Here is a 13,338-nt window from a genome sequence, read left to right as displayed (position 1 = left end):
TTTACTCCAGGGCGCCCTCAAGCTGCTCGGTGAGATTGCGCTCGAACGCCTCGGGATCGGAAGGCCACGGTGCGTGATCCTCGGGGCGTCCGGTGCCACCGAAAGCCTGGTGGTACGCTGCCTGAACGCGGGTTCGATCCTGCTCGCGCTGCAACTCGATCTGGAGGACGACCTGGTCGTCGCCGATGTCGGTGAGGTCACGCAGCGAGTAGTAGGCACCAGGCTGGCTGACGTAATGGTAGATACCTATGTCCTCAGCCCCCTCGGCGTGAAGACGCTGGGCCGGTGCCTCGTAGTCGAAGGTTTGGCGCACGCGGTTGTACGCGGTATCGACATCGAGATCCACGAGCTCCTCGTAGGCGATCACATACCCATCATCGGTTTGCGGCGCATCGGTGAGCTCGTCAGGTAGGGGCGGCGGCTCCGAGGGGTCGCCCTGGTCCGGAGTTTCCGCGCCGGCGTCGGCGCTTCGCTGGTCGTCCTCGCCCTCATCCGTCTCGAACAAGGCGCCCGTATCTAGGGTGTACTCGACATCATCGCGCTCATCCTCCTGGATCATGGCGCAGCCGGCCGCGAACGTAGTTAGTAGAAGATAGACGGGTACTGTGCGCGCACTCAGTAGCATTGCCGCTCTCCTGTACGATTGGCGTAGCTAGCGCTACGGCGTCAAACAGCGTCGTCGGCCGCACCGGCGACGACCCCATCAGGCGTCGGATCCGGCGTATCGCCCTGCCCGCTTTGGCGGCGGCGGACGGTCAAGGAATCGACTCGCGAGAGGTCCACATCCACATACCGGGCCCTGATCTCGAGCTGGCGACGTTCGTCGCCGGTCTCCTTGTCCACCCATCGCGACTCGAAAAGCTCACCCTCGACAGCCACCCGCGCGCCCTTGGGCAGGAGTCGGGCTGCGGTTTCGGCGCGGGAGCCCCAGAGGCTCACGTTGGCCCAGAAGCCACCGCGCTCGTTAAAACCGCCTTCGCCGTCAGGAATAGGTCGATCGAAGTAAACCCGAAGGTTCGCAACGGGAGTGTCCTGGGTATGCCGCAAAATCGGAGCCCCACCAAGATTGCCCCTGCCGCGGAAGAAATTAGCCATAACAAACCCCTCCCAGACCTGTATCGCGCGCTCCTAGTCTGACAAGCGCAAACGGGGGCACGGGGCAAAAACTGGTCACGATGCGCGATAGGTTTCGGCGAGCTCAGTCAGGGCGTCGATGTGTTCGACATAGCTATCAAGGACGCGGCGCTCGGCGGCAGCCATGCTCGCCTCCATATTGAGCAGCTGCGCCTGAGCATCCAGGTCCATCCATGCCCGACGGGTGGCATACGGCACCCGATGATCCTCCAAGTGCCGCTGCAGGATCGGGGACGTAAAGTGCAGCCAGGACTGCCGGGGAGCACCCCCACCGAGGCGCCAGCGGATAGCCGGGGCGCGCTCACGACCACCAACATGCACCCCGGGATATACCGGCTGAGGCCGTCGCGGATAGTCGCGCCGAAACTGCCGCACCAGCGCCTTCATGCGAGAGCGGATCCGACTCAGTTCCGCGTCCAGCTCAGCGACCCGGCGCCGAGCGCGATCACACGCAGCCATCGCCCCTTACCCTTAAAAGGGGAGTGTGTGACTAAACCAGCGTCCCTGCGAAACGGGGGGGTGCTAGCTGCACCCCCCCGGGCAGGGTGCGTCGTAGCCAACCTCCCTAGTAATGGCCGAACAAAAAAAGGAGGGGGTGCTAGCTGCACCCCCCCCCTCTCCCAGCCCACCCGAGCGCACCGTTGAGGGTCTACAGATCGTCAGAACCCTCCGCGGCTTCGCCACCATTAGTAACGTCAGAAACCGCGGAAATAGGGGGCGCGACCGGCGCTCTCACCTCCCCCCGCACGACGTCATTCGGCGGGTAGCCCCACTCCTCAATCATCCGCTCAGCCGCTGGCGTAGGCTGTGCCAGATCCGCACGCTTGGTAGCCCGATAGCGCCAGCCCTGCGGGATGTGGAACACGCCGCGCACGAGCCGCCCGCCCTCGTGCAACCGACGCTCGCTCTCATCACGCGGAAGCAACCCTACGTGGCGTGCGGTCAGTATCGCGCGCGCGTACCGATCAAACTCCGCGATTAGATAAGCGCCCATATACCCGTAAGGAGAGGAGAAGGAAAGCGGCACTTGGATGGGACGCACGCTCTCCGCTAACTCGATCTCGACCGCAGGCATAGACTCGAGAGTGCGGTCGATCTGCTGGCGCAACACATCGAGCCCTTCACGGTGTTCCTCGACCGCATAATAGACACGCAGTAGAAGCCAATCGGCCCAGGGGTCGTCGCGGCTTGCCGCCTGCCACACATGACGCATAAGGGTTGCAAAGCGCGTCAGCCCTATGATTTCGGGCTTATCAGGTGAGTCCCGGCGACTGCGACCATGAAATAACCGCTGGGCCTGCCGCGTCTGGATAACCATGTGGGCCTCGCCACGAAGCCCGCCCGGGCGCTGCATCGCGCCGCGCGTATCAGCAGGGTCCGTAGCACTCGTCGCGGGTTCGTGGTGATCGGTGTTCACGGCTCGCATAGCTCCCCTAAGCTCCTCTAGTGGCTCCGTCAATGCGACGCTGAACCTCGTCGAGCACACCCCGCGGATTTTTGATCCGATCCAGGGTGACGTCTCCCGCGTCACCGCTGCCGGCCGACGACACGCGCACCGACCCGACTCGTAACAGGCGATCGATCACGCCTTGCTCGAGCGTCGGGATCCTAGCATGCCGATAATCAAGCGAACGGCGGTGCCGGGGCAGCGGAAAGATGCCAGTCTCGACCTGGATCCGATCGGGGCCCAACTCGTACTGGTAGTAGTAGACGCCCAAGAGCAGCTGACCTATGCCGCGCAGCACAAGAACCCCGCCGGCAGCCACGAGAAGCAACGGCGCAAGGGCCACCCCCAGAGGCTCTACCTGCATCGCTGCTACCCGCAGCACCGGCTCGGGTAGCCGCCCAGCGAACGAGACACCATGCGGCGCGAGGGCAATCGCCACGCCACCCAAGAAAACGCTTACCAATGCGCCAGGGTACGCGCGAGCAGCCGGGCGTAAACGCAAAGATTCATACGTCTGTCGGTCCTGCTCGTCTGCAGGGTCCGTTTTCGGCTGCAAGTCACCTGCCCCAGAAGCCGGAGCCAGCGCATAACCGTCTCCGTGCTCGATTAGCTCTATGCGTGTCGTGCCATAGCGGTGCAGCAGGTCCCGCACGTAAGCCGCCTCCTGTAACCGCCATGGCTTGCCAGCGTGGTCCAGGATCATGCCCCCCGCCCCTTTTCAGCCATCCACATTCGACATGACTATGGCGAGGAATAGCGAGGCGGGAAAACCCAAAAACCAGACCGCGCGGTATGCGGTTTTCGCCCCAGCGCCGTGCGAGCCGTCGGCAAAATGCCGGCGATTGGGCCTGGTACCTGCGGGAGCCAGCGATGCTAAACGGACTCATCACAATCGTGACGCGCCGACAGCGTGAGCCCGAGACGAAACCTCCAATCAAAGGGCTTCTGCCCATCCGTACCAGTGACCTACTGCTCACCCCCTCCGCACGTCGCCAACGGATACGCAAGATCGCGAACCTGCTCGCCTTCCCTGGCGAACATAGGCGTGAGCTAGTAGACCCAGCTATCCAGCGCCTCGCGCTGCTGGTACAAGACCTCCCGGCCTCGGAAGCCCACCATCATGCCGGGAGAGGAGGGTTGCTAGACCACAGCCTGGAAACCGCCTTGTACGCACTACAGCGACGACAAGGGCATATCCTCCCCCCGCACGCCGAAACCGAGAGGGTGATACACGAGGCTGACGCATGGAGCTATGCCGTCCTGGCTCTCGCTTTACTCCACGACGTAGGGAAGGTGGTCGTTGACCAGCAGATCACGTTGTACGACGCCGACGGCCACCGAATAGGACTCTGGAACGTCTGGGACGGACCGATGAACAACACGGCAGCGTCCTGGTACACAGTGCGATATGTGCCTGGCCGGTCTCGCCGACTTCACGAGCCAATTTCAGCACTTCTGGCACACCAAATTATCCCACCGCAGGGGATCGCATGGATCGCACGCCACCGGGAGCTACTCGAGCTTTGGGCCGCGGCGTTGCACGGTCGGCTAGAAGATGCCGGCATCATCGGGCAACTGCTGCATCAGGCGGATCGTGAATCGGTAGCGCAAAACCTCGGCGGTGATCGTCCCGCTCCGGTTGGCGCGGCAAAACAACCTCTCGGCGACCGCATGCTAACGACACTGCGCTATCTCCTGCGCGAAGGTGTATTACCGCTTAATCGCAACGGCGCCGCCGGGTGGCTCCAAGGTCAAGACCTGTGGCTGGTTTCCAAGCGGGCTGCGGACGCGCTCCGGGAACAGCTACATGAGGAGGGGTTCCACAGCGTCCCATCTCGTAACGAAAGGCTGTTCGACGTGCTGCAGGAATACGGGGTCATCGTGCCAAACAGCGAGGAGCGAGCCATCTGGAGAGCGCGGGTGGCGGGGGATGGGTGGGAACACGAGCTCACGCTGCTACGTATGGCAGCATCGCGTATATGGCCCGACCCTGAACAACGCCCGTCGGACTTCGACGGTTACATCAATGCGCTCGCACCCGCGGCGTCGGACACCGCCCAGGACGAGGAGCCAAGGTCAGGCGCTGACGCAGTCCAGGACCAGGGTTCGACCCCAGAGCAGCCCCCCGCCCGTGACACGGATGCTGATGCTCAATTCAGCAATGCGGCTCACGTTGAGTCCGCACAAGACACGCCTAAGCCGGACTCAGGACGACCCACCGATGCCGGCGAGGCCTTCTGGTCCTGGCTAACCACGGCCATCAAAGAGGGAACGATCAGAATGAACACCACCGAGTCGCGGATACACAGCATCACGACTGACACAGGAGAGCCCGCTGTACTGGTCGTCAGCCCGGGCATTTTCCAGGACTTCGGCCGAGAGCATGGCATTGAGTGGCAGCATGTCCAGAAGCGCGTCTTGAAAAAACGCCTGCACCTGAAAGCCTCGGAGGGTACGAACATCCACCGCTACGTCGTGAAAGGCGATCGACGTCAAGGCGAGCTCAAGGGCCTGGTGTTCCCGGCTGATGCGGTCGGCTCCAGCCTGCCTGCACCAAACCCCCACATCCATCCTATGTCCTGATAGGTCCCGACATGCCCAATCTTCATGTATCATGCTGACCCATGAGAAAACGTACCGCGTGGCTCAGCTACCCCAGGTCCGAACCCCTAACCTTCCAGGAGTATATCGAGCGCCTGGAGCACGGGGAGCTGGAACCCGGCCTCAGCCCGGGTGGCGCTGCACAGTACCTCGGCATCCAGCGAGCATCTCTACCGCGCTACGCAGAACGTGGAACGATAGGGGCATACGTCGTCTTAGACGACGCCAACGAGGTCGTGCTCATAGATATACCGATCAGTGAGCTACGTAACGTCAAAAAACGCCGCCGCCCCCGGCACCAACAGACCTCCCCTTCCCGCGCACCTGCCGCTTGACATAAGCCGCGACTTCACGGCTTAATGGCCTCAGCTCAAACGGAGGCCATCATGGTCAGTTCATTGCATCAGCAATACTTACGTAGCAAGCTAGAGGGAACCACCCATGTCGTGTTGGGGACACGGCACGGGTAACCGGGGAGGTTTCGCTGATGATATGGGGGGTCTGCAAGGAAGTGGGAGAAGGGCCGGTGTCCTGGCACCGGCCCTTCGGAGCCCGCGACCGGGTGGGCGCGTGGCTCGCCCCTCGCACGGTTATCGTGACATAGCGCCTTAACAGAGTCGATAGCGTGCAACGCACACTGCGTGCGCATCAGCGACACCTCCCCTCCGACAGCAGGAGGGGAGGCAACAATGGCTATCAAGTTATGCGTCTGCTCAACCAAGGGCGGCGTCGGTAAAACCACTCTCACCGCCAATCTAGGCGCCTACCTAGCCGGCCTCGGCCAGCGAGTGCTCCTGATTGACGCGGATGTGCAACCCACGCTCTCGTCGTACTATCCACTCGCGTCGATCAGCGACAAAGCACTGACCGCTCTCATCACCGACGGCGAGACAGGGAGCACTGTCAGCACGATCGATCTTAGCTCTATCGAGCTCGGCGAAAGCGAGGGAGCTCTCGACATCGTCCTCAGCGACGATCCAGACGGCGCCCTGCAGAACTGGATCCTGCACACGCCGGATGGCCGGGTGCGCCTGCGACACATCCTCAGCGAGTACGACGACATTTACGACGTTGTCCTGCTCGATACGCAGGGTGCCGTGGGACCACTCCAAGACGCAGCCGTACTATCGGCAGACCTGCTTCTTTCCCCCATTCCACCCGAGATCCTCTCCGCCCGAGAGTTCGCCCGGGGCACCCTGGGCATGATTGACCGACTCAAGCCTATGGCAGCACTCGGGGCCCCGGTCGGACCTCTACGGGGTCTGCTCTATCGCATGGACCGCACTGCTGACGCGCGAACGATCGCGCGCGAGCTGCGGCGGGAGACCTACGAGCCCAGCAAAGGGCAAATCACGATCCTCGAGACCACGGTCCCCGCGACCGTCGCCTATCGAGAGTCAGCAACGCGCCAGATCCCCGTGCATTGCTGGGAACCCCGCCGCAACGGGCCAACCGCGTCAGGGGCCGAAACAATGCGCGCGCTCACGGGCGAGCTGTTGCCACACCTCGAAGGCTAAGCGGGAGGGGAGCATGACCAAACGAGGCTTGACCGAAAAGGTCCGCCAGGGGCTCTGGCAAGGACACTACGGCAACCGGGAGCAACCTCTGGACGAACCCGGTGATCCGGTAACGATCACGCAAATGGTGTTGTCTATCGACCAAATCACGGAGTACGAAGACAACCCACGCAAGCTCGAAAATCCACACTACGAGGAGATCAAGGCCTCGATAGCCGCTCAACGCGGCTTGAGCAACAGCCTGGAAGTAACACGGCGGCCGGGAGACGACCGCTACATCATCTGCTCGGGTGGTAATACCCGGCTGCGCATCCTGCGCGAGCTTTACAACGAGACTGGAGACGAGGCATTCGCTCAGGTCCACTGTCTCTACCGCCCGTGGCAGGGCGAGACGACGATACTAGCGAACCACCTAGTTGAGAACGATCTGCGCGGTGAGCTCGCGCTAATCGACAAGGCGCGCGCTCTCCAGCACATACGCGCACGGCTTGAGCATGATCACGGCGAGCCGCTCAGCCGAAACGCTCTCATCAAGCGGTTGCATGAGCTCGGCTACACCATCAGCAAGCGGCAGCTGCTTCGGCATGAGTACGCGGCCGAGAGTCTACTACCGGCTATGCCCGAGGCGCTTGCCAAAATCGGCGGCGAAACCGTCGATAAACTGCGGCAGCTACACCGCAGTGCTGAAACAGTTTGGCAGCACCACGGGCGGGAGGCGCCGGATCTAGGGCCGCTGTGGGAACAGGCCCTAGCGCACACAGATGGCCCCGACTGGACCATCCAAGCTGCCCGTACTCAGCTGGTCACCGACCTAGCCGAAGCCCTGGGCACAGAGGCTCAGCGCATCGACACGCAACTCGACGCAGCGCTCAACGGTCGGCCGCTGGCCGACGAAACGTGCAAGCCAGGGCCTGCATCAGCTGGATACCCCGTTGCGGATGATGCTGCATCAGCGAATAACCACGCGGGTGACACTCTTGACGATTCATACGACCCTGCAGGGGTAAACACCACCCTCCCTCCGGGCCGTGCTGAATCAAATGAGCAGGAGGGGCCTCGTGCTCAGGTTGGCACCTACACATCCATTCCAGAGTACCGCGAGCAGATATACCGCTTGGCTCGCGGAATAGCGCAACGACATCAAATCGATTGCCATGTTTTCTCATGGGACCGAGGTCTCGGGTACCTCGTCGATTTACCGCACCACGAAGAATTAACACCCCCCACCACCCGTTGGGTATGGTGGACGCTTCTCGCCTTATCGGAAGCACCTTCTCATGTGTCGCAACTTCCGGGCGATTACCAGCTCGGGCATGCTCTTGAAAGAGATCCAGAAACACTGCGGCGGCACGAGCCACCGGCAACCGAACTAGCTACTGATTTTATCTCGCACCCATCTACAACGGATGTCGATTTTCACGACGTAATGCAGCTAATACAGCTATGCCGGCAGCTACGGCAGGCTGACGCTGAGCGTGATATTACGCTATGGGAGGGCTAAATCATGGTGGCTAACGACTACGCACCCTCAAGTGACCTTGAATACAAGATCGGACATGAGGCGCTTATCTACACCCTAGAGCGCAGAGGAGATCGAACACTACACCAGGTCGAGGAGCTCACATACCGCGAATACCTGCACCTGCTCGGCTATGCAGCATATTTTCTCGAGGTCCGGGTACACCCTGATCGCCTCGCCACCGCTATACAAAAAGCTCGGCGGCGCGCACGCGAAGACGAACTCATAGATGACCTCCTCCGTCACCAGGCGCACGGCGCCATGATGGAGGCTCTTTTCGGCCTCAAGTCTTCGGAGGTCGCCCAACGACGCCGCGAGCTGGGCGTCGTGTCGCAACAAGGACGCCCGCGGCGTCTCGAGCCGAAAGAAGCGGACGCAGTCTGGTCAGCCTGGCAGGCGTATTCACAACTGCCAATCGCTGAACGCTATCTGCGCGTAGCGAAAGAGTGCCGTGTGACCGCTCAGGCGGTTTGGCAGCTGGTACTCGAGGCAGAGGCGATTCAAGAGAGAGCCGCGCAATGACAATACGACTCAACGATCACGAACTAGAGGCACTACGATCGTCGCAGCTATCCCACGCTGCGAGGATCGCGTACGTCCTCGTAATTCGTCCCGCGATGGACTATCGCACGGGGTTCGCTGGGCTGCACCGGACAATCTCATACCAGCAGCTACGCGAGATCCTCGAGTACACCCCTCCGGCCGGATCACACCGCCGCGAAATACGCTACACCACTCGGCAGCAGCTTCGCGCAGTAATCGAAGAAGTAGAGCGAGCGGGAGTCATTGAGCGCATCCGAACCAGCAATCGCGGCCTTGTTTTTCGATGCCGCCTGGCAGACACGGATGAGTGTGTCTCCACGAGGAGCAACCCCGGAGCAACCCCGGAGCAACCCCGGCCGGAGAACCCCCTGAGCAACCCCACTGCAACCCCACCAAACAACAGCAGAAACATAGAGTTAGACGCCCCCAATACACAGAGGAGGACCCCTGCCAGGAACCCTAATCACGACTCATGTTGCAGCGCCACGAGCAACCCACCTCCGGTGTCCGGTATCCGGGAGGGAGACACAACACACACCGGGGACGCAGAACCGTCCCGGGGCGAAACGGCCCAAACGGGTGTGTGTGATCAACCGGAAGACATAACTCGGTCGGAGGCGCCGTCATCGACGACGGGGGACCGATTTATGTTCGAGAGATTCTGGGCACACTGGCCAAAGCACAAGCGTAATAAAAAGCAATCGACCTACGCTGTATTTCGTCGCAAAGGTCTGGCTAGGTATATAGACTCGATAATCAAAGACGTCGAGGAGCGAAAGAGTAAAGATAGAAGATGGAGAGCTGGATTTATACCGAGTCCAGACAATTACCTGCGCGATATGCGATGGGAAGAAGATATAGAGGTAGACCGGCACCATCCGACCAAAGACGCCCGGCCTACCTCCAAATACACCGAGCCCACAGACGGATCGACAAATGAGGCCCAAACCTTTCGTGAAGCGGGCTTCCAAACCGATCCGGAGTGGTAGGAGGAAGTATGAAGCGGATCGACCAACCACTCAAGCATCAGGAGCGGCACGCAGCTTGCGAGGAGCACTGCCCCACACACGGGCCATACACGGCCGTGTATGCGCTCGTAGGCGGGCGGTGGGTAGGGGGGCACTGCCCCCGGTGCTTGGAGGCCGACAAAGAGCGCCAGCGGCGCGAGGAACGCGCGCGACAGCGGGAGCACAGGGCTCTCGTGATGCTAAAGCGCGCTGGCGTGCCTCGGCGCTACCGCTCCGCGGATTTCGAGAGCTTCGAGCCAGTAACAGAACATGCGCGCCGGATACGTGACTGTTGCAGGCGCTATGCCGAGACCTTTCCCTCGCGGTTAGAAGCGGGGACGAACCTCGTACTCTCCGGCGCGGTCGGTAACGGCAAGACGCACCTGGCGTGCGCCATCGTCCGCGACGTGATACAGCGACATGGATACCAAGCGCTTTATACCAGCAGCGTATCGGACGCGGTGCGCCAAGTGCGGCGCACATACGACCCAGACAGCGACAAAAGTGAGAGCGAAATACTGGATTACCTCGGTGGGGTGCCGCTCCTGGTCCTCGACGAAGTGGGGGTTCAGACCGGCTCCGAGCATGAGCGCATGGTGCTGTTTGAGATTTTCAACCGGCGGTACGCGGACATGCGCCCGACCATCTTGATCTCAAACCTCGGATACCAGGACCTGACGCGGACTCTAGGCGAGCGCGTAATAGACCGGCTCCTCGAAGACGGTACCGCCTTCGAGTTTAACTGGGACAGTTATCGGCGCAGCCACGCTACTGAGTCCTGCGCCGCCACCAATAACGCTCGAGCGTCCGCATCGTGACCAGGTGCCGGCGTTGTGCCCCGCGTGGGAGTGGCCGTGTACCCTCGCCACTCCCGCGAGCTCACCGGCACTCAGGGGGTGGAGCATGGGTAACGCAACGCGCCAGAGGCCCCCGGTGTATCGGTATCGAGTCGTAACCCATCGGGAGATTTAGTCCCGACACCGCCGGCTAGGCCGTGCGTTTGTCCGGCTGGCTCAAGAACGGGAGAAGCGGGGATTACCCGTACACCTCGAGCAGTGGCATGACGGCGAGTGGCAACGGTGGTGGGCGTAAGCGCAGGAGGGCTGAAACGAGAACCCCCCGACCAGTGGCCCTGGCCGGGGGTACCGAGGCTTGGGACAGTTTAGACCCTTTCCGCTTACCGTGGGTACACGGTGCCCGCACATCGCTTCGCCGTGCTCACATGCTTACAGGTTCACAGGTAGGCAGGTAGACGGGTGTACATGCTACAGTGAAAACATGAAAGTCATCACACTTGTAAGCCAAAAGGGCGGGACCGGGAAGACGACTCTCGCCACCAATCTCGCCGCCGCCGCCCGCCAGGATGAGAAAGAGGTGGTCCTGGTGGATGTAGACCCACAGGCCAGTGCCGTAGCCTGGGCCGATGATCGAGGCGACGACCCGCCCGCTGTATCGACGCAGGCAGCGGCACTGGAGCGCGTGCTTCGCAGGGCCCGCGAGGCAACAGACCTTTGCATCATTGACACGGCGCCTCATACAGACCAGCCAGCCGTGACCGCTGCAACGCTCGCCGATCTCGTCTTGGTGCCCGTGACCCCTTCTCTGATCGACCTCCGCGCCGTCCAGAACACGCTCCAACTCTGCGGCATGGCCGGTATCTCGCCTGTGGTGGTGCTCACGCAGTGTCGAACCCGTGGCGCTGTGCATTGGGAAGCGCGCTCCGCCGTTGAAGCCCTGGGGGCCGAAGTCGCACCAAAGATCATCGGGGACCGGGTGGCTTATGAGTACGCCTTCATTGGTGGCGGCGACGTGATTGGGTATGAGCCACAAGGTAAAGCGGCCGCCGAAGTCAGCGCGCTATACAAGTGGGTGCGTAAGCGGCTGGGCTTGTAATCAGGTCATCAGGTAGGCAGGTAAGCAAGTAAGCATGTCAAAACGTAAGAAGCTCAACGTCGAAGCGCTACGCAGCGAGGCGACCGGATATGGCAATGTCGTCGAGAAGGCGGCGCGCACCCGAAGCCGTGCGCAGAAAGAGCAGATCACCGCTTGGGTGACGCCGGGGCTGCGCAAGCAGATGAAGCTACTGGCCGTCGAACAGGATCGATCCGTCGAGAGCCTTGTGGATGAAGCTATCACCGATCTACTGGACAAGCATGGACGGTGAGGCCATGGACAAGAACTCGGTCAGCCGTGGCGACTACGCCGGATGGTGCCGCCACTACCAGCTGGACCCGAACAGCGATCAGGCCAAGCGAGAGTGGGAGGAGGCCCGCCGCGTGCTCGCCACGCTCCAGGAGATCGACGCGAAGCACGAGGTCCGCGAGGTGATCCACCGGGCGAAGAAAGGGGAGGCGGATCGGTGAGTCAGCTTGAGCGGTACGCGGCGTGATTGCGCGCGTGGTTTGATGATCCAGTTTTCCACGAATCGAAAATTGTTCGCTCTGCTATGCGCCTTCACGATCTCTTTGGGCGCACTACTCGCTTGTCGCCAATCACCACCGCTCAACATGCCGGAGGGAAATATAATTATTAACGGTGAGAAGGTTCCGGTGCTTATCGCGAAAAAGCAGCGCCATCGCTCTCAAGGGTTTCAGAGCGCTTCAAAAGAAACAATCGAATCCACCAAGATTCTGTTTGTTTGGTCTCGCGATGTTGAACCTGTCTTCCACATGAATAACGTATCTGCGCCTTTGGTGATTGCCTGGATTTCCGACGGGGAGGTGGTCGGCACTGACTTTATGCGGCCAGGAGAGGATGGCTACCGTCCACCAGTTCCTGTTGATGCTGCGCTTGAGCTTCACCCAAAAAGGGCCAACGCCCGTGACGTGACTATGGGGGCACGGGTAGACCTACCCGTCCAATGACCAGTGCCACCCGCGGGTATTTGGGCACCACGGGTCCTTTTCGGATACCCTTTCATTCTACCTAACACCGCTCTTTTCCTCGGGTAGGCCCCGTGCCGTTCAACCCCCCTTCCCTTGCCACCATTTGCGCATCCCATTTCCCTTTTTGGATGTTCCGCGAAACTCTTATGTCGGCGGGGTGAGTTTTTGCCCCACGCCACGCCCTCTACGCGGCACGCTGGGTCATAGCACACCTGATAGCAGGAGGGCGCATGCGCAAGGTCATCGCCACCGCGATCCTGGCTCTGGCCGCATCACCTATTGCCGCCGAACAGGTGGGGCGGTACTCCAGCATGGACCCTGCCCCCACCGACGCGGAGCTGGAGCCGCTCAAGACCAGCGTCCAGGTCACGTTCCCGCAGGAGGTGACGACTGTCGGGGATGCCCTGGAGCATCTGCTTGAGCCGAGTGGATACGAATTCCTGGAGCTGTCGGCGACGCCTGTACTAACCAGTCGCCCGCTGCCCGAGGCCCACCGGGAGCTCGGGCCTATGCCCTTGCAGGAGGCCCTCAAGACGCTCGCCGGCGCCCCCTGGCGACCCCAAGTTCATCAGTTCATTCGGTGAATCTGGGCGATTTCTGACAACAGCCCATTGATTTCCCAACGATCAGCACGCCGTCAGGCCCGAGAGGCTGTTGTGTCACGCCTGATAGCTCGGAATTAATT

At 61.4% G+C, this 13,338-nt stretch carries 15 protein-coding genes; 10 read left to right on the top strand and 5 right to left on the bottom strand.

Going from position 1 to position 13,338, the window contains the following annotated elements; genetic code table 11:
• Position 1: 1 nt before the first annotated feature.
• The 5 genes from CCR79_RS13325 to CCR79_RS13305 all read right to left on the bottom strand — a co-directional run bounded on the left by CCR79_RS13325 (position 2) and on the right by CCR79_RS13305 (position 3,284).
• On the bottom strand, positions 2–559 hold the full coding sequence (locus CCR79_RS13325; RefSeq protein WP_201174045.1) for a hypothetical protein: 558 nt from the start codon (positions 557–559) through the stop codon (positions 2–4).
• A gap of 107 nt (positions 560–666) precedes the next feature.
• Positions 667–1,095, bottom strand: coding sequence for a single-stranded DNA-binding protein (ssb, locus tag CCR79_RS13320; protein WP_201174042.1), 429 nt, complete (start codon positions 1,093–1,095; stop codon positions 667–669).
• Between the two features lie 75 nt (positions 1,096–1,170).
• Complete coding sequence (locus tag CCR79_RS13315; RefSeq protein ID WP_201174032.1) at positions 1,171–1,521, bottom strand: hypothetical protein; 351 nt, start codon at positions 1,519–1,521, stop codon at positions 1,171–1,173.
• A gap of 262 nt (positions 1,522–1,783) precedes the next feature.
• Positions 1,784–2,488 (bottom strand): PFL_4669 family integrating conjugative element protein, encoded by a 705-nt coding sequence (locus CCR79_RS13310; RefSeq protein WP_201174153.1) that lies wholly within the window; start codon positions 2,486–2,488, stop codon positions 1,784–1,786.
• A 79-nt stretch (positions 2,489–2,567) separates the two neighbouring features.
• Positions 2,568–3,284, bottom strand: a complete 717-nt coding sequence (locus CCR79_RS13305; protein ID WP_201174029.1) for a PH domain-containing protein — start codon at positions 3,282–3,284, stop codon at positions 2,568–2,570.
• 89 nt (positions 3,285–3,373) lie between these two features.
• On the opposite strand from CCR79_RS13305, the gene mobH reads away from it, so the two are divergent.
• The 10 genes from mobH (at position 3,374) to CCR79_RS13255 (ending at position 13,237) form a co-directional block, all read left to right on the top strand.
• Entirely contained in the window at positions 3,374–5,164 is a 1,791-nt protein-coding gene (gene mobH, locus CCR79_RS13300; RefSeq protein ID WP_430654672.1) for a MobH family relaxase, read from the top strand.
• Positions 5,165–5,871: 707 nt separating this feature from the next.
• The gene (locus tag CCR79_RS13295) at positions 5,872–6,699 is read left to right on the top strand and encodes a ParA family protein (RefSeq protein ID WP_201174017.1); all 828 of its coding nucleotides are present in this window, start codon (positions 5,872–5,874) and stop codon (positions 6,697–6,699) included.
• 13 nt (positions 6,700–6,712) lie between these two features.
• Positions 6,713–8,200, top strand: coding sequence for a ParB family protein (locus CCR79_RS13290; RefSeq protein ID WP_201174014.1), 1,488 nt, complete (start codon positions 6,713–6,715; stop codon positions 8,198–8,200).
• A 3-nt stretch (positions 8,201–8,203) separates the two neighbouring features.
• Complete coding sequence (locus tag CCR79_RS13285; RefSeq protein WP_201174011.1) at positions 8,204–8,740, top strand: STY4526/YPO1902 family pathogenicity island replication protein; 537 nt, start codon at positions 8,204–8,206, stop codon at positions 8,738–8,740.
• A 1,018-nt stretch (positions 8,741–9,758) separates the two neighbouring features.
• On the top strand, positions 9,759–10,586 hold the full coding sequence (locus tag CCR79_RS13280; RefSeq protein ID WP_201174008.1) for an ATP-binding protein: 828 nt from the start codon (positions 9,759–9,761) through the stop codon (positions 10,584–10,586).
• Between the two features lie 460 nt (positions 10,587–11,046).
• The gene (locus CCR79_RS13275; protein ID WP_201173994.1) at positions 11,047–11,661 is read left to right on the top strand and encodes an AAA family ATPase; all 615 of its coding nucleotides are present in this window, start codon (positions 11,047–11,049) and stop codon (positions 11,659–11,661) included.
• A gap of 34 nt (positions 11,662–11,695) precedes the next feature.
• Positions 11,696–11,932 (top strand): ribbon-helix-helix domain-containing protein, encoded by a 237-nt coding sequence (locus tag CCR79_RS13270; RefSeq protein ID WP_201173991.1) that lies wholly within the window; start codon positions 11,696–11,698, stop codon positions 11,930–11,932.
• Positions 11,892–12,131 (top strand): hypothetical protein, encoded by a 240-nt coding sequence (locus tag CCR79_RS13265; protein ID WP_201173988.1) that lies wholly within the window; start codon positions 11,892–11,894, stop codon positions 12,129–12,131. The genes CCR79_RS13270 and CCR79_RS13265 overlap by 41 nt, the downstream gene beginning before the upstream one ends.
• 42 nt (positions 12,132–12,173) lie before the next feature.
• Positions 12,174–12,632, top strand: coding sequence for a DUF192 domain-containing protein (locus CCR79_RS13260; RefSeq protein WP_201173985.1), 459 nt, complete (start codon positions 12,174–12,176; stop codon positions 12,630–12,632).
• 251 nt (positions 12,633–12,883) lie between these two features.
• A complete protein-coding gene (locus CCR79_RS13255; RefSeq protein ID WP_201173982.1) occupies positions 12,884–13,237 on the top strand; it encodes a hypothetical protein in 354 nt (117 codons plus the stop codon).
• Positions 13,238–13,338: the final 101 nt, after the last annotated feature.

Origin of the sequence: Halorhodospira halophila (assembly GCF_016653405.1) — a bacterium.
Taxonomy (GTDB): domain Bacteria; phylum Pseudomonadota; class Gammaproteobacteria; order Nitrococcales; family Halorhodospiraceae; genus Halorhodospira; species Halorhodospira halophila_A.
This window is presented reverse-complemented; position numbering and strand designations above follow the sequence as displayed.